A 17139-nucleotide genomic window follows, 5' to 3' on the forward strand; every position below is an offset into this window, starting at 1 on the left:
CCCTGACACAACTCAGCTATCATCGCTGCATTTTCGCCAAGCTGGTCATTGAACTTTTGATACATCCCCACCAGAAGAACATCATTAGATTTGATATTACTAAGGGTAAAAGCAAATTCCTCGCGGATCTGATTTTTGGAGTTAATAGCACGCCCAGCAGCGAGGACTTTGAAAGCAATACACGGCTTATCGGTACTGCGAATAATACCACACATGCGGTCGCGGTGTTCGCGGAGATAGATCTCACTCAAGGGTTGATGACCAAACTTTTGTTCAAATTCTTCGCGCGCGCCCTGCAAATAATACAATGCGGTCATGTAATAGTCGATATCCCAGTCCTCTTCTTCGGCAATCTCAATAATGCGCGGATTGTGCACCGACAACCCGACCATAACACCCGTGTCGCGAATGCGCTTGAGAATATCTCGAAGATAATCCAGGCGATTTTCCTGAAAGCATCGCCCGGCAACACCGCTTCCGTGGGGCGCCATGCCAATGGGATTGTGTTTGGCGGCTTCGTCGATCAGTGAGGGATCGTCATACCAGTGTCCCCCTCTGCTGAGACAAAAGTAATGAATTGTACCCCCCTCATCGCGATATCGCTGAAGATCGGCTACCGAGCGTTCGGTAAGCGTATTTTGCCAGGCATTAATACCCACCTCTTCTGCACGGCGCAAGGTCGCCATAACCTGATCGGATGTATTGGCTTCTTGCTGGTGTTGCGAAAGCAACTGATTAAAATGTGCATATCCATAGATCGGATTGTCGCCCATAATAAGACGGCTGATCTGATATTGTCCAAATTGAACGGTTGGAAGACTCATCGTATTTGCCTTTATTTTTTGTTTACTTGATCTCACCTCAATCAAACACCAACACTGTCCTCGCCACTTTCCCCTGAACCATATCCTCGAACGCCTCATTGATCTCATCCAGCGGGCGAAAGCGCGAGATCAACTCATCCAACTTAATCTTCCCCTGCCGATAGAGATCCAGAATCCACAAAAAATCAACGCGGGCGCGGGCAGCACCGTGCCACGACCCCATAATAGCGCGGTCGCGCAAAAGATCTGTACCATCGACAGATATATCCTCCCCAGTCGGCTGCACCCCCACCACAATAGCAGTTCCAGTCATCCGAACCGACGCGAACGCCTGCCGCACGAGCGCTGGAAACCCCACGACCTCAAACGCATAATCCGCCCCACCACCCGTAATCTCCATAATTCTCTGAACCGGATCCTCCCTATCCGCATTAACAAAATGCGTTGCGCCAAACTGCTCCGCCAACTCCAGCTTATACGGCACATTATCCACCGCAATAATCTTCCCTGCGGAAGCGAGAACACCCCCCTGAATAACATTGAGACCGACGCCTCCACAGCCGAACACAGCCATAGTCGCGCCCGCTTCGACCTTCGCGCGATTCACCACAGCGCCGATACCCGTAATCACCCCGCAACTGATCAGACACGCTATCCGAAGATCTGTATCATCCGGCACCTTCACACACGCATCCGCCAACACAACCGACTGCTCGGTATATGTGGGCCGCCCGTGGTAATAAACCGTCCCATTTTTGGAAATCCGACTCGGCACACCCCCTTGATGGGTTTCACAAAGCGCCGGGCTGCCCTCGCTGCAATTCCGGCAATAGCCACACATCGCATCGAGAGAGAGAACAATCTTGTCCCCAACCTGAACACTGGTCACTCCGGGACCGACCTCCCTGACAACACCCGCGCCCTCGTGCCCCATAACCAGAGGAAGTCCGCGAGGCTTTACATGCCCATCCACATAGTGATAATCGCTGTGACAAACGCCCGCGCCCACAATATCGAGAAGAACTTCTCCCTCATGTGGAGATTCGATATCCACATCTTCGACAGAAACACGGGTGTGAGGTTTGTGGAGAATAGCTGCTTTCATTTTTTAACTCCTATGGCTAAAATGCAAAAGGTCCCGCTCCAAAAGTGCCGCCCAGGCGAGCAACTCCTCATCTCGATGAAACGGAGCGATAAACTGAATCCCGAGGGGCATCCCCGAATCGGACGCGAGTCCTGCGGGCAAAGCGATCACCGGCATACCCGTATGCGTCCAGGGCAAATTCATACAGGGATCGCCCGTACTCGTCAGTCCTTTCAAAGCCGCGCCCGTCGCCGCCGGACAGGCGAGGAGATCAATCCCCCCTGCCTTCATCAAAGACTCGACCTCTTCGCGCAACTGTGTGCGCCCCACTCGACCCGCATCAATCTCGGATTGCGAAAGTGCGCGCCCCTCCTCGACCAGCGCACGCGTACCCGCATCATAAGTCGAGGCGTATTTGTCGAACCACGGCGCGTGAACCTCTGCCATCTCCCCCTTCATCATATTGCGATGCCGGTCATTGATATCGGCAATATCGTCGAGCATCCGCACCTCCACGACATTGTATCCTACCGTTCTAAGAGCCTGTATCTGCGCGTCAAAATCCGCCCGCGCCCGTGATTCTGTCTGATCCAAATAAGGACCCACAGGTATTCCCAATGTCGGCTTTTCCAACCTCGCAACAGAAGCGCGCCATCCACTACACAAAACCGCAGCCGCCATCTCCATACCCGCGACATCCTGTGTAAACATCCCAATCGTATCGACCGACGGAGAGCAATGAACGAATCCGGAAATATCGATACGCGCATAACTCGGCTTAAAACCGACAATCCCGCAAAACGCAGCCGGACGGATAACCGAACCAATAGTCTGCGAGCCGAGCGCCAGCGGACAATACCCCGCCGTCACCGCAGCCGCCGAACCACTACTCGATCCACCCGGTGTAAAACTCAGATTCCGGGGATTGCGCGTTACCCCCGGCTTGAAGCACGCAAACTCCGTCGTAACCGCTTTGCCAAGCACCAGCGCACCCGCCTCCCGTAGCGCCTTTAAGCACCCGCCTTCGGGACCCGTGAGAACCTCTGGCGGCACACCCGAACCTGCCCGCGTCTCAAACCCCTCAACGTGAAAAATATCTTTAACCCCAACCAAAATGCCGAACAGCGACGGAATCTCACCCCCACTCGCAAGCCCAGCAACATCCTCCAACAGACGTTGCAGGCGATTCGCCTCTGGCAACATCGCCCGGATATCCCCATCCCATTCATCAATGCGTTTGCAGCAGTCCGCAACGTACGCCTCCAAATCCCGCTGTCCAGAACGCAACTCAGCGGCAGTTTGAGCCAGCGGATGCGCCACTGTTTTTTGGGTGTTTTTCATTTTTAATTCCTTTACCAACCATTAATCTTATGGCCCTGACCGGGAAACCAGATAAAATCCACAATTGCACCGCAGGCAATTGCAGCCAAAAAACCAACCACGAACCCCATAAAAAGCGGCGTATTGCGGCGGTAACTCTCAAGGCCGCCAAAGCGCAAAATCAATGTCTTGCACACCCACACAATAAAAATCGACGAAATACCACTGCGCAAAACATCGGATGCCGAAATTGCAAAACCGATAGGATGCAGTGCAATCCCCGGAAAACGGTAGCGAAGTGCATACAGCCCCAGCGTAAAAATCGCGCCAAATCCCAGCCAACCCAGACGCATCCAGTCCGTCTCTAACGCATTACTCCGAATGCGATTGGCGGTCAAAAGCCACACCCCAATCCCCCCATCGCCCGAACCATTAAAACTCACACTGCCAAAATTATAACTCCCCACCGTGTAATTGCCCTGATAAATGATAAACAAAAAAACCGCCAGCGCGCCAGCGATAAACGCCATGCCCACAGCAGGCGGCACAAGCCTCCGGCGGCGGAGACTCATTGCCCCGCCAAGACGCGGAATATGCGCCAGCGTTGTCACGCCAATCGTCTTTGCATCGGCAAAAAACGTGTACGCCAGACCGAGCGCCATCGCGTGCATCGGCCCAATACCCGTTATCCCCAAAACATGCCAGGTAAAAGCCTGTGCGGTAATCGGCGTTCTCAAATAAATCAATCCCGTCTCCACAATAATGCGCGCCAGACCGAGGTAAAGCACCAGCGTCGCACTCCAAAAAGCCAGCGCTGCCCATCCCGAAAGCCCGAGTTCCCAGAAAAACAACACACTGAACAGAACACAACCCAAAAAAACAAATACCGCAGCGCGATACGAAAAAAGCTCACCCGAATCATCCACATCGTCCCCACGCGAAGTAAACGCCTTCCGAAGAACCGCAGACAGATGACCTCGCGCAATCCACAGGCCCCATAAAACAAATGCCAGCAAGCCTCCGAAACTCTGCCATCCCACGGCCGGATGATAAGAACACCACGGATCAGGCGACCCCATCTCAAATCCCAAACGATTCATCAGCCCCACTTGCAGCACCATCACCAGATGGAAAAACCAGATGCTAAACAACACATTGGACTCTGTAAAATAGCCAAACGCAATGGTCAAAGGATTTGTCTTAAACCGCAGATATGGAAATCCCTCGCTAATAAAAATTTGCCGATCAATATTGGCCTGAAGCGGCGGAATCAACTCTGTAAACCAGGAAACGATATCCCATGCAAACACAAAAAAAGCGACAAAAAACCCGATCTTGAAACGCGGATTGCGCAACAATTCCATCAGCGTGCCCCGTTGTCCGTGCTCACCCGTGAGTTCCAGAAGACCAGCAGCCAGAGGAAAAGGCAAACGCTCGTAATCCATCCACTGCCGCCGGAACACGACCATAAGGCACAAATTGGCGGCATAAAACGCGCAAAAAAAACACCCCCACCAGAAAATCGGCACGATCCAGCTACCCCAGGGAAAAGCCGCCCCTGCTGGCAACCCCTCGTAAAAAGCAACTGCGGCGTGGTGATCGGAAACAACAGACCAGTCGAACAAACGCGTAAGCAGTGTATCGGCCCAGCCATTTTCGGGAGAGGCAAAATAGACCGGTGCCGTAATCACACCGAGAAAATACCCCGCGAGCCACTCGCCCTGCGTCAGAGCAGAAATCATCCCCATCGAAGCAATGAGAATAAGCTCAGAAGGCGTAAGCCCCTTGCTTTTGCGAGAAAAATAGAGGTTGACCAACAGCAATAAGAGAAAAGGAAGGAGAATTGCAACGGAGAGATGCGCGTAATCTGCACGCGCAGATCGGAGCATATACGTGGTATAAGAAGGCCATAAACTGACGAGAACAGACATGAACAATCCGATGAGAAAGGCGCGTACCGTCATAAAGCCTCCTTACTCGCCTATAAAAAATATCACCGTCTTCTCAGCGGTTTGCGCGCCATTCAAATCGGTAATCACGACTGCAATTTCATAACGCCCCGGTTTTGACTCGCCCGGATCAATCTCCAGATAATTGTACTCGTCAGACCCCGTGCCCGTCCGCTCATAAGAAATCGTAACAACGGCTTTTTCTTCAATACCGAGCAAACGCCCCAGTGCCCGCAGAACCTGCACGCCACTGAGCTTACCTTCTCGGGGCGTAATGCGGTAATCCACGCGATATTTCGTCTGCCCAAAATCGTCGATTTTCAAATCGTAAACTTCGTAATAAATAACAACCGGCTGCCCGGCCTTATAGGTGCGCGACGGCAGCGAAATAACCGCGACTCCACCTTTGTCCGCAGCCAAAGAGTCCACCTGTACCCTTCCCGCAAGCTCTATGTCGCTTATCTTGAGCCCGGCGACCGCATAATCCTCCACCACGAGTTCCTGAGTATATCCACCCCGACGCCCAGATGTGGGATGATTGATCTGAAGCCCCAAATAATATCGCCCGGGCAAAACCTGAAGCGCGAGTTCATCTATCGCCAGTGTACCGGCCTCAACACCGTCCTCATCCACGCGCACCGGCATCGGTTCCAGCTTGCGATAAATCGGTGTCCAGCTACTGTCAAAAAGCGCGATACCGCGCTCAAAAACGACCTCTTCTCCCCCATCACCAATCGCATCTAAAACCGGCACCCCATAATACACCTCCAGCCGAGATTTATCATCTGCGCCCCTGAAATCTGCCGAAGCATAGTGAAAATCCAGCACGCCCTTGCCAACGGGTACATAGCGATCGGGTTGCGCGCTCACCGCCCGTGAAATAACGACCTCGGGCCGCGTATCTTCCCAAAATCTCTGGTTAAACCGCGCAATTTTCCGCCCCTGAGAAACATCGGGAAAATCGAAATCACCCTTAGGCGTCAACGCCGTAAAAACGACTTCAATACCCCCGCCCACATCCGGATAAATCCAGTACTCCCATGGCTCGCTTCCATTGACCGGATAAAGCGGTATCCCCCGCATCGGACGCTCGCTCATGCCCGGACGATCCCGCCCGAAGAGTTCCTTGCCGCGAACATAAGTATTCACATCATCAGTTCTCCTGGCAAAAAACACGCGATTGGGATTCATCTCAAAATCGATAGACTCAAAATCGCTGACTGAAACCACCTCTCCCAACTCAGTCTCGATTTCGACATCGCGCGTCGATGTGCGCAACCGACCTATCCGCGCGATAATTTCCTGTTTGGCCTCTGGCGACAGCGCCGCTATCAACCGCTCCTTTACCCGCACGACCCTCGCATCTGTCTCAAACCGAATATCCGATCTTTTACTCACATGCGCGGGTTCACCATAGCGGATATACACATCGCCGCGCCTGTCCCATTTTCGTCCATCTTGTGAAAAATTTTGCAACGCATAAACAACGCGTCGATAGTGCTCGACCAACCGCTCGTTACCAGGTGTTGCCGGCGAGGGATCGCGTTTTTGCCAGAACGCCCGAACAAACTGCGCCTGCTCCTCGGGTTCCAGACGCTGGTACGCCGTCAATTCATCTTGACCCGCCACGAGTGAAATATCTTCCACGCGCGCTCTCGCCTCATCGCTGAGCGTGCGCAACTCCTCTGCAATCAGCGCATGCGCTTTGCCCGTTTCCCCAATATTGAGATACGCCTCCAGCAATGGATGCATGCATAAACTGCGAAAATTGGGCCGCGCCTCCATCAATTCTCGCCAAATAACCGTAGCCGAATCAATGTGCCCTTGTTTGAACAACACGCGCCCAAAGTCAAATCGTGCCCTCGCAAACAGGGGATCCACGGCAATCTGCCGGCTATACGCAACCGCACTTTCGGCGAGTTCCCCCCTGCGTTCTAACACCCGTCCCATCATATAATGCAGAAAAGGATGGGTAGAATCACGTTCAACAGCCGCCTTCAGATATTCCAAACCCTCGCCCTTCCCGGAGAGAAAACGCGCCAGTTCTGCATTTGTCCAATACGCCGCCTCTTGAAATTTTTCAACAGCGCCATTCCAATCGCTGCGCCCCATACCCACAATACCCAGTGCATTGCGCGCCTCGGGCAAATCGGGGGCAATATCGAGCGCCTTTCGCACCCAACGCTCGCCTTTGACCAGCGCACCACTCTCAAGCGCGATCAATGCTCTGGCAGCCAACGCCTGTGGATCACGCGGATCTCCATCCAGCACAAAATCGACCATATCGCGCGCCATTCGTACCGCAAGTGTATCGGCCTCGGGCAAACGCTCGCCAAACGTCTTGTCAACGCGCTTCTTGAGCGTTTCCTCGAGACCTATCGCCCTCAACATCGCCATCCCCATCTCGCGATTGCCCAATCCCGCGACCGGTGCGATATAAGCCCGTGCGAAAATTGGCACCCGCTCGAGATAATGCCCGTACATAAAAGCTGCGCGTTCCCCCGCATCGACTTGCGCGTATTCCTGTACGGACTCTGGCGTTGAAAAGCGCTCCAGAATCTTCCCCATAAGAACCTGCTGCTGTGCCGTGAGCGATAATTCAACAGGAGAACCCGGAATGCGAAATTCTCGCTGCGTACGCGCAATCTGATCGCCTATACGCGCTTCAACGCTCAGCGTATATGTCCCAGGTGACAACCCGCGCAACGGGATCCCCTCGACCAATTTTGCATCCCCGCGATATGTGGGAAATTCCCTCCGATGGTCAAAAACAACATGACCGAAGCGGTCGCTGATCTGAAAACGCACACTATGGGCAAGCCGCCCGATCTCGTAAAGCTCGACATAAAAGCGCAGGGGCGCGCCACCTCCGACCTCGCGCTCAGGCGACGGCAAAAGAACATGACCTGCCTTGAGAAAAGACTCGGCTTCAAAATTCTGAGAAGATGGATCTATTTCACTCACAAAAAACAGATCGCTAAACGCGAGCCGACCCGTCTTATACTCGGGCACCTCAATAGAAAACACCGCCCGTCCCCGGCGATCATTGCCCACGGCCTTGACTTCCAGAACCGCGTGATAATACCCCGCTGGAACCTGGAATCGCGCGATATCATAGACAAAGTGTTCTGGATCGTCAATCCGCTCAGCAGAAGAAAAAACGCGCTCGCCCTCTATCCTCTTGACCGAATTGCCATTCTCATCGAACAACTCGAGACGCGGAACATAACGCGCAACAAAAAGGCTATCACCCCGTGTTTCAAACGCGAGCTGAGCCGCGGGAAAACGGATAACAACCTCTTCATAAGGACCATTGTCTCCGCGGAAACTACATGCATCAACGCCGAGCGCGAGACTGCCCTCCGAAGACACCCGTCCCTCTTCAGCGGGCGTCTGCAACGGGAAAAACGCGAGTAATATGAAAAGAATTGGAGTACGCATAATCAAAATCCATTCGCAATCTCAACCAAACGCTCGCGGTGGGCCGCCACCTTGGCAAATGCCTGTGCGGTCTGCTCCACCCACTCTGTAGGGGGTGCAACCGGCGTAGCGAGCCAAAAACTCATGTCCTGCAACCTCTCGCTCACTGGCAGATTGCATATAGGTCGCCTCGCTCCTGCGGGCAAATCCACCCACGGCCCGCCCAAACCATCGAACGAAAAATCGTTAAAAAGCGGCTCAAGGTGCATCGCGCTATACCCCCATGCCGTAGTTTCTGCGGCGTACACCCCTTCCGCAACCAGTACTTTTATAATAATCGAAAGCGGAGCACCAAACACATCGGGATCAACCGTTCCCGCGTAGAGCAACATGCCGCCTCGCTTCGCTTTCGGGTAGGTCTTTTGCGGAGCCACACCGGGAATTTCATTGAGCAGGCTATCCATTCGCCCAAACCAGGCCGTCCGCTTCTCATTCAGCCCCGGCAAGCGCTCCAACTGTGCGCGGGCCATTGCAATACCCAGAGGATTTGCGCGGTATTTGACACCCAACCCCATATTGCGAAGCGCCTTAAAGCGAGCCGTCTGCCACAGCGTGTCGCACCGGCCGCACTGCCCCAGAGCCAGCATGCGATCGTAGAGATCATCGTCATTCGTGGTCGCAATACCCGCTTCTATCCCGGATACTGGCTTTTTCTCCTGAAGGCTAAAACACCCGATGTGCCCAATAGAACCGACCATCTTATCGCCCCACATCGCCCCCGGGGCATGGGACGCATCCTCAATCAACGCAATATCGGTCCCCTTTACAATATCTAAAAACGCATCCATATCTGCTGGATTGCCGTAAAGATGCGTCACCACAATCGCGCAGGTGCGGGGCGTAATTCGCTTCTTCACATCCTCTGGATCGGCGCAAAACGTCTCCGGATCTACCTCGCAGAACACGGGTGTGGCATTGCAGTGCAAAATCGGCGTAATCGTCGCGTGCCACGTCGCAGTGGGCACGATCACCTCTTTCCCCGCGCATGCACCCGCGGCAAAAATCGCCGAGTGCAAAGTCGCGGTACCATTGCACATACAAAGCGCGTGTTTGGTTCCCACAAAAGCCCGATATTCTTCTTCGAACTTGTCGAGTTGCGCGTAAGCGTCATCCTTGTTATCCAGAACCTGATTGACGTACTGCTTCTCCAAATCGCTTACACCTTGCCACGAATCATTCATCAAAGCGGTAACAGCCTTGGGACCACCGTCAATTGCCAGATCAGACATTTTTCCGCTCCTCTCAATGGACGAGTTTATGCGATGTATCACAATATAGCGCAATTCGGTCTCAGAAAGCAATCCATCTCGACATTTATTAAAAAAAATAAAAAACCGATCACTATAACTTCAGAGATCGGTTTTTTGCTCTTGTTATCAGGCCACTCGCTCTTCTTAAAACAGAATCGTCAAAGTCTGTGTCCCATTATCATAAGTACTCTCAAATCGCGGCAAAGGCGCAGAAGCTGGTCCTCGCAGAACCGCTCCCGTTGTCCTGTCAAATCTCGCACCATGGCATGAACACCAGATTTGTGGATCGCGTTCTCCCGGCAAATCCACCTCGCACGCCTCATGTGTACACACGGAACTCAAAACTGCAAAATCTTCTTCGGCACGTCTGAAAATGATCACGGGAGCGCCGCCGTTTTGCCCTTCAAAAACTTGTTTCACAGACCCTCCCACCTGTGCCAAGGCAGGCGCGCTACCCACATCGAATTGCACACTCACACCAGACGACTTCAATACATCATTCTCACATCCCGAAAACCATCCGGCGCACATGCACCCCCCCACAAGCGCGAGGGCCTGTGTCAAAAATGCTCTTCTTTCCGTCTTATCATCCACTGATATGTCTCCTGATTATGCCACAAGGGCCTTGTAAAACGGCCTCAACAACTTGCGAAGTTGGGCGCGCGCCCGAAACAGACGCGATTTTACAGTGCCCACTGAACACCCCTCAACACGGGCAATCTCCTGATACGATAGCCCATTCAACTCGCGCAGCACCAGCACAGACCGAAAAATGGGCGGCATCTGCGCCATCGCATGTGTCAAAATATCGCGCAACTCGCTCTGCTCTACCGCATAGTCCGTTCGCTCTGGACCTGCAAACAGGGCTTCATCGTCTACTTGTCTGCACCACCACTCATCATCCATTTTGACATCGTATTTGCGCTGTTGCGACTTAATCCAATCCAGACAACAATTGATGCTGATGCGATACAACCAGGTAGAAAATAGCGATTCTCCCTTAAATTGGTCAAGCGATTGAAACGCCTTGACAAACGCAATCTGTGCCAGATCATCGGCATCTTCCCTGTTGCCCACCATGCCAAACGCCGTATGAAAAATCCGCACATGGTGCCGCCGAACCAATTCGGAAAACGCCCTGGTCTGCCCCTTTTGGGCATACCCAACGAGCAATTTATCATCGCATGTTGACCAATTGAGCACAGAAAATCTCCCGCCTAAAATTCAATAATCAAATCAAAAGATACACTTTGCCGCCTATCGTAGTGATAAAATTCATCATTTGAAAAATTGCGCGAAATTCCGTATCCAAACTCCGTTGTCACGCGCTGCGTTAAAGGCAGTTCCAAAAACGCGTCAAAAAACGAGTACTCATCCTGGCGCAACGCGCCACCTGGCAAAATCGCGCCACTGACATCCCGTGCCAGATCGTCTTTATACGACTGCCTTTCATACCCGCCTTCGAGAATAAACCGAACCTGCAAGGGCAATTGCTGGGTCAGCCGCGCGGTTATTTGATCGCCGCTATAATCGTAGCGATCCTTTAATATATCATCATCGCCGTAAATTAGTGCATTAAATCTCGTGGGGGCATCATTTGCAGCCCGCAAGTTGATGCGCCGCTGGTAGCGCACCCGCAAGCCCGTATTATCTGCCAGAGATTGCGCCACCTGCAAACCCAAAACCACCTGTCCTTCAGCCCCCTCGCGCAACTTATAGCCCAAACCGAGATCGCCCCTCAGTGTCGTTCGCGTGGGCAAAAAATGGTTAATCTGAAAAAATGCGTAGTGATCGACATAACGCGACACATTCAAATTTGGATACGACCGCCAATTGAGTTGATACCCCACCCGCTTCATCGTATTCCCATCACTATACCATTTGCCCTGCACGTATCCCGCCAGTCCGGTATAATCATACACATCGTAAATAGAGCGATTTGCACGCGCAGCAAGCGAAAAACCAGCAAATATCCTATCGCGCTCACCGCTATTCAGATCGCGCGCAAAATCCACGCCCAATCGATTGGTCGCAAATGTCCGGTCGCCATTGTGACCAAACAAAAAACCATCGCCCCCAAAAAAGAACCGCAAATATGAAGCATCCATCTCCACGGGTCGCATCACAGAAGCGGAAAGTTGCGTCACAAAAGCACTCCCCCCCCCAGAGACGCCATCCACATTGGTATCGTAAATCGTTCCCACAGTCACATCTGTAAGCACATCTGCATCTGCTGTTTTCAGCCCCAAAAGCAACACACAGGCAAAGGTTGATAGTCGTTTCATACGCATTTCCTTTTATAGCGATGGGTTTATCATAAGGGGAAGGGCAGATACCCCTCCCCATGAACCTATGAATTATCCCGAGCTTGTGGATGGCGGTTTATGACCTCTGCCCCGGGGTCCACCCCGCCGACCATGCCCGCGCTTCCCCCCTCGCGAGCGCTCGGGACGTTCTACACCCCATTCCTCCAATTTCTCATCCACCGCCGCGCGAATGACTCGCCTGGATATATCCAACTCTCTCAAGCCCTCAATCAACGTCTTGAGCGCTGCTTCCTGCTCATCGGTTAACAGGGCCTCCAGACCGCGCTCGGGACGTTCAATACCCCACTCTTCCAACTTCGCATCCACCGCTGCACGAATATCTTCCCTCGACGTATCCGACGCCTTCAACCCTTCGATCAACGTCTTGAGTGCGGCTTCTTGCTCATCGGTCAACACGGCTGCCAGTCCACGCTCGGGACGTTCAATACCCCATTCTTCAAGCTGATCATTCACAGCAGCGCGAATTTCTTCCCTGGATTTACCCTCTGCTCTCAGCCACTCAACCAGAACCCTGATCGCAATTTCCTGCTCATCGGTTAACAGGGTCTCAAGACCGCGTTCGGGACGTTCTACGCCCCACTCCTCCAACTTCGCATCCACTGCTGCGCGAATATCTTCCCTCGACGTATCCGATTCCTTCAAGCCGTCAATCAACGTCTTGAGCTCGGCTTCCTGCTCATCGGTAAGCAACTTTGCCAGACCGGGTGAAATGTCCGGACGCCCGGAAAATTCAACACCCCATTCTTCCAATTTGGCCTTCACTGCCGCGCGAATATCTTCCCTCGACGTATCCGATTCCTTCAAGCCATCAACCAGTGCCTTCAATTCTGCGCGTTGCTCTTTGGTCAGTTGCGAAGATGTGCCGCGTTGTCCCAACACACCCCTGCGCCCGCGATGATACAACGTTCGCACATTATCATCAATACCATCGGCATTTTCATCCACAAATACAGGTCCTGCCGCCTCCGCGTCCTGCCCTCCCCACAGGGCACATGTCAGCGCCAGCGCAATGCTATAGGTCATCCACTTTTTCATGGCCTTGCTCCTCACTCTTGAATTTTTGTGAACCATTCTCAGGCATTGATCTCATTTGTCCGGCCGGAACCAAAATCCGATCTGTGCCATCAACCTGCCGCACTTTGCGGCTACAGTATTTTAGACAATCAGCAGGTCACTTCGTTCCCATAAAAATTGTAATAAATTGTTAAAATTGTTATAGTTTGTACACATAAAAAAGACCGATACTGCCCGCTCCGCTACGCCATGGAATGTGGCTACATCTGTACAGCGATACCCCTACATTCATGCAGAAGCGAACCCCGGTCTTGTATTCTTAGATCAGAAAATGGCCTCGCGCGTTCCATACAGGAAAAAAAACTGACCTATTATTGGTTGGCTCATATCAATTGATCCCTTTTCCGCTTGCGATAGTGGAAGTATGGCATTAGGTTAAGCACCGATATTTCGAGAACAACACTGGAATAGGAAAGGAGCAGATGATGATTCGGTTGGGAACGATGACGAGCGTGTGTCCAGATTGGTCTATCGAGCAGATCATCGACGGAATGCAGCGCCATGGTTTCGAAGGATTGGAACCTCGCGCGGGATGGGGACACGCCTCGGGCTTTGAACTGGACATGCCTGCGGCTGATCGAGATGCAGCGCGGGCGAAAATAGAAGATGCTGGTTTAAAAATATCCTGTGTAGCTACCGGAGCAAAATTTGCTGCAGAAGACCCAGCAGATTTGGACAAATCCATCGCCGAGGCCAACGCAGCAATAGATCTCGCGGCTGATCTGGGTGCTGGATTGATTCGCACATTTGGCGGCGCACGCGGTAAGGGCGAAGTATTCTGGATGGTGAACCGCACGGCTGAGGCATACAAGCGCGTCATGGATCACGCGGCCGAGCGCGGCGTCATTGTCATGATGGAAACGCACGACGAATGGTGTGTCTCGACCCAGGTCCGCGCAGTGGTAGAAAAAGTGAATCACCCCAACCTCGGCGTATTGTGGGACCTCATGCACACCCAGCGCTATATGGAGCGACCCGAAGAAACCATGCAGACAATTGGTGCGATGGCCAAACACCTGCACGCACACGACGGGCGTTATGACACCGAAAATGGAAAAATTACAACAGTCGGTCTGGGCGAAGGCGACCTGGACTATGTCACGCCCCTAAAATTATTGCACGATGCCGAATTTGACGGCTTCTTTTCCGTGGAAGTAATCCACAAGTCCGGCAGCGATCACGATGCAGATGCAACCTTAAAAGCTTATGGCGATGGATTCAGAAAAATTGTCGCAAATTTTTAATTGGAGAATAGCATGGCAAAGCAGAATATAATCTTATTTGGAATCGACAGTTTGTGGTCCGATCACATGAGTTGTTATGGCTATAATCGGCTCACAACACCGCATATCGACAAATTTGCCACACAGGGCGTCTTGTTCGAAAACACATTCAGCGCGCATATACCCACCACACCGGCTTATGCGTCAATGCTGACGGGCATGGATTGTTTTTCGACCGATGTCGTGGCACTGCGCCACCGCGGCGGATTGACAGAGGATGTCACTACCTTGCCCGAAATTTTGAGCGCAGAAGGCTATGAAACCGTGTGTGTGGGTTTTACGGGAAATCCGAGTTCTCGCGGCTTTGACGAATATGTGAACTTCAGAGCGTGGGGAAGCTGGGACGAGCGTCCGCTGCACAAAGCCGAATTGCTCAACGAAGTGACATTGCCCGAACTGGAACGCCTGGCCGCGGGTGACAAACCGTTTTTCCTATTTTTGCGACACATGGATCCGCACGCACCCTATTTGCCGCCGCCACCGTACGATTCGATGTTCTACAGCAAAGACCCGTGCGACCCGTCCAAAACCACCATGGAACCGGTAAAAGCATTTAAACCGTTTCGAGACTTCCATTTGAGCTGGATGCCGCCGGGCATTACGGACGCCGATTTTGTAGTGGCGCAATACGACGGTGAAATCGCCTATATGGACGCGTGTATCCAGCGCCTGCTCACCCGTATTGATGAACTGGGCCTGAGGGATAATACCCTCGTCGTAATCAACGGCGACCACGGCGAGACCCTCGACGAGCACGATTGCTATTTTGATCATCACGGGATGTACGAGTGCACCTTGAAAGTACCCCTCGCGATGCGCCTACCCGGACAGTTGCCCGAAGGCGTGCGCGTAAAGGGCTATAATCAGCACAAAGACCTGACACCGACGATCCTGGAACTCTTAAATATAGAAACAGACATCGCGTTTGACGGGCGCAGCTTGATCCCGATGATCGAGGGAAAACGCCATACGCACGAGTCGGAATTTTATATCACCGAGTGTACCTGGATGCGAAAACACGGCTGGCGCACACCCGAGTGGAAGTTGATCGTGGCATTGGAACCCGACTTCCATTTTAAGCCCGAAGTGGAGCTTTACAATCTGATCCAGGACCCGGGCGAAACCACGAATCTGGCAGATCGAGAACCCGAAATGGTCGCCCTGTTGCGCGGGCGAATGGAAGCCTATATTGCCAAACGCGAGAAAGAAGTGGGCCACGTTAATCCAATGTACACAAACCTGAACTGGCACGGCCGCCAGAATTACGACGGACCATTCAAATCCTCAGAAGACGCGTACAACAACATGCACATAGGCTCTGCCAGCCAGGCCGCGCGGCTACAGGCGGGAAATAAAAAGGTAGAAGGGACGGTTGCCGAAAAAAAATAAATGCTTCGTCGAAATTCAAAGAGAAAGCATATGAGAATAATCACATTGGCATTGCAAAGTCTTCTGACGCTGTTGATGCTAGCCAGTTGTTCCACCCCTGGGAACATGCGGTCGCACTGGCCTGAATACCCCGTAAATCCATTCGTCATCCAATTGGATATTCCCGGCCCTACGGATTCTGCTGGCGGCCTCATTGTCGCCGATCTGAATGGAGATGGACGCATGGATTACTTGGTCACCGTTCCCAATTATCTCACGGCTCATGCCCACGATGGCCGCAAACTCTGGGTAATCGAAACCGACCTCTGGGTAGGCGGCTCCTCAGAGCGCGTCGGCCTACCCGGTCATCACGGTCCAGGTGTTCAGGTTACAGACGTCGATGGCGATGAACAGGTCGAAGTGCTGTTCCTTACCCGGGATGGCACGCTCCACGTAATTGATGGCACTACAGGGCGCAAGCAGTGGACCGCAAAGCCGCCCATCCCCAAAGGCGCCCAACGCTGGGAGCACCTGGTCGTAGCCAATTTCCGCGGCGCGGGAGATCGAGATTTACTCCTCCAGGCCACCAATGCCAAAGGTTACCGCATGGGGCGCTTTCTCGCGGCCTATGCGCTGGCTGATCTCCGGCGCAGACATTTTGTCCCCCTGTGGCAACGCGACGATTTCGTTGCCTGCGCCCACAACGGCGCACGGCTGGCGGACCTGAATAGAGATGGACAAGACGAAGTGATCGGCGCTACGGTCGTCTCTGCCGATGGCAAAATTTTACTGCGGATTCCCCTGAAAGGTCACATCGACTCGATCTTCATCTACGACGTGCTACCCAATGTACCGGGCTTGGAAATCGTCGCCTTAGAAGAAGGGGGCGGCAATCGCATTTTCCTCTACAACCACAAACAACTCTTCTGGGAAACGCACTTTCGCCACCAGGAACCCCAGAATGCGGCGGTCGGCGAGTTCGACCTGGAGCGACCGGGCCTGGAGATATGGTGTCGGAGCCGCTATAACGAGCATCAAAAGCCTTTTGTTTTTGACGCGCAGGGAGAGAAAATCGCGGATTACCAGATGGCCGATGTAGCACCCGAGGGCTGGACAACAAGAGGGGTCGAGGTCATCCACAAGATCGATTGGACGGGTGACCGCAAACAGCTTGCCGCAG

13 protein-coding genes are annotated in these 17139 nt (G+C 52.9%); 3 read left to right on the forward strand and 10 right to left on the reverse strand.

The genetic code is table 11. From position 1 onward, the window contains the following. From OXG87_17155 to OXG87_17200, 10 genes are all read right to left on the reverse strand, one after another. Positions 1-824: hypothetical protein (locus tag OXG87_17155; GenBank protein ID MCY3871279.1), on the reverse strand; the 824-nt coding region annotated here is incomplete at its 3' end. A gap of 37 nt (positions 825-861) precedes the next feature. Beyond that, positions 862-1929, reverse strand: coding sequence for a Zn-dependent alcohol dehydrogenase (locus OXG87_17160; GenBank protein MCY3871280.1), 1068 nt, complete (start codon positions 1927-1929; stop codon positions 862-864). Positions 1930-1932: 3 nt separating this feature from the next. Beyond that, positions 1933-3249 (reverse strand): amidase, encoded by a 1317-nt coding sequence (locus tag OXG87_17165; GenBank protein ID MCY3871281.1) that lies wholly within the window; start codon positions 3247-3249, stop codon positions 1933-1935. A gap of 11 nt (positions 3250-3260) precedes the next feature. Continuing rightward, on the reverse strand, positions 3261-5192 hold the full coding sequence (locus OXG87_17170) for a hypothetical protein (GenBank protein ID MCY3871282.1): 1932 nt from the start codon (positions 5190-5192) through the stop codon (positions 3261-3263). A 9-nt stretch (positions 5193-5201) separates the two neighbouring features. Beyond that, complete coding sequence (locus OXG87_17175) at positions 5202-8618, reverse strand: GWxTD domain-containing protein (GenBank protein MCY3871283.1); 3417 nt, start codon at positions 8616-8618, stop codon at positions 5202-5204. A gap of 2 nt (positions 8619-8620) precedes the next feature. Further along, positions 8621-9886: an aminotransferase class I/II-fold pyridoxal phosphate-dependent enzyme gene (locus tag OXG87_17180; GenBank protein MCY3871284.1), complete on the reverse strand. Its 1266-nt coding sequence runs from the start codon at positions 9884-9886 to the stop codon at positions 8621-8623. 165 nt (positions 9887-10051) lie between these two features. Further along, positions 10052-10501, reverse strand: coding sequence for a Rieske (2Fe-2S) protein (locus OXG87_17185; GenBank protein MCY3871285.1), 450 nt, complete (start codon positions 10499-10501; stop codon positions 10052-10054). 15 nt (positions 10502-10516) lie between these two features. Next, on the reverse strand, positions 10517-11110 hold the full coding sequence (locus OXG87_17190; GenBank protein ID MCY3871286.1) for an RNA polymerase sigma factor: 594 nt from the start codon (positions 11108-11110) through the stop codon (positions 10517-10519). 14 nt (positions 11111-11124) lie between these two features. After that, positions 11125-12192, reverse strand: a complete 1068-nt coding sequence (locus OXG87_17195) for a hypothetical protein (GenBank protein MCY3871287.1) — start codon at positions 12190-12192, stop codon at positions 11125-11127. A 72-nt stretch (positions 12193-12264) separates the two neighbouring features. Next, complete coding sequence (locus OXG87_17200; GenBank protein MCY3871288.1) at positions 12265-13269, reverse strand: hypothetical protein; 1005 nt, start codon at positions 13267-13269, stop codon at positions 12265-12267. Positions 13270-13730: 461 nt separating this feature from the next. Between OXG87_17200 and OXG87_17205 the strand changes: the two genes are divergently transcribed. The 3 genes from OXG87_17205 to OXG87_17215 form a co-directional block, all read left to right on the forward strand. Next, positions 13731-14552, forward strand: coding sequence for a sugar phosphate isomerase/epimerase (locus tag OXG87_17205; protein ID MCY3871289.1), 822 nt, complete (start codon positions 13731-13733; stop codon positions 14550-14552). A 12-nt stretch (positions 14553-14564) separates the two neighbouring features. Beyond that, a complete protein-coding gene (locus OXG87_17210; protein MCY3871290.1) occupies positions 14565-15980 on the forward strand; it encodes a sulfatase in 1416 nt (471 codons plus the stop codon). A 30-nt stretch (positions 15981-16010) separates the two neighbouring features. Next, a partial coding sequence (locus tag OXG87_17215; GenBank protein MCY3871291.1) for a hypothetical protein occupies positions 16011-17139 on the forward strand: 1129 nt, incomplete at its 3' end.

Source organism: Gemmatimonadota bacterium (genome assembly GCA_026706845.1).
Taxonomy (GTDB): Bacteria; Latescibacterota; UBA2968; order UBA2968; family UBA2968; genus VXRD01.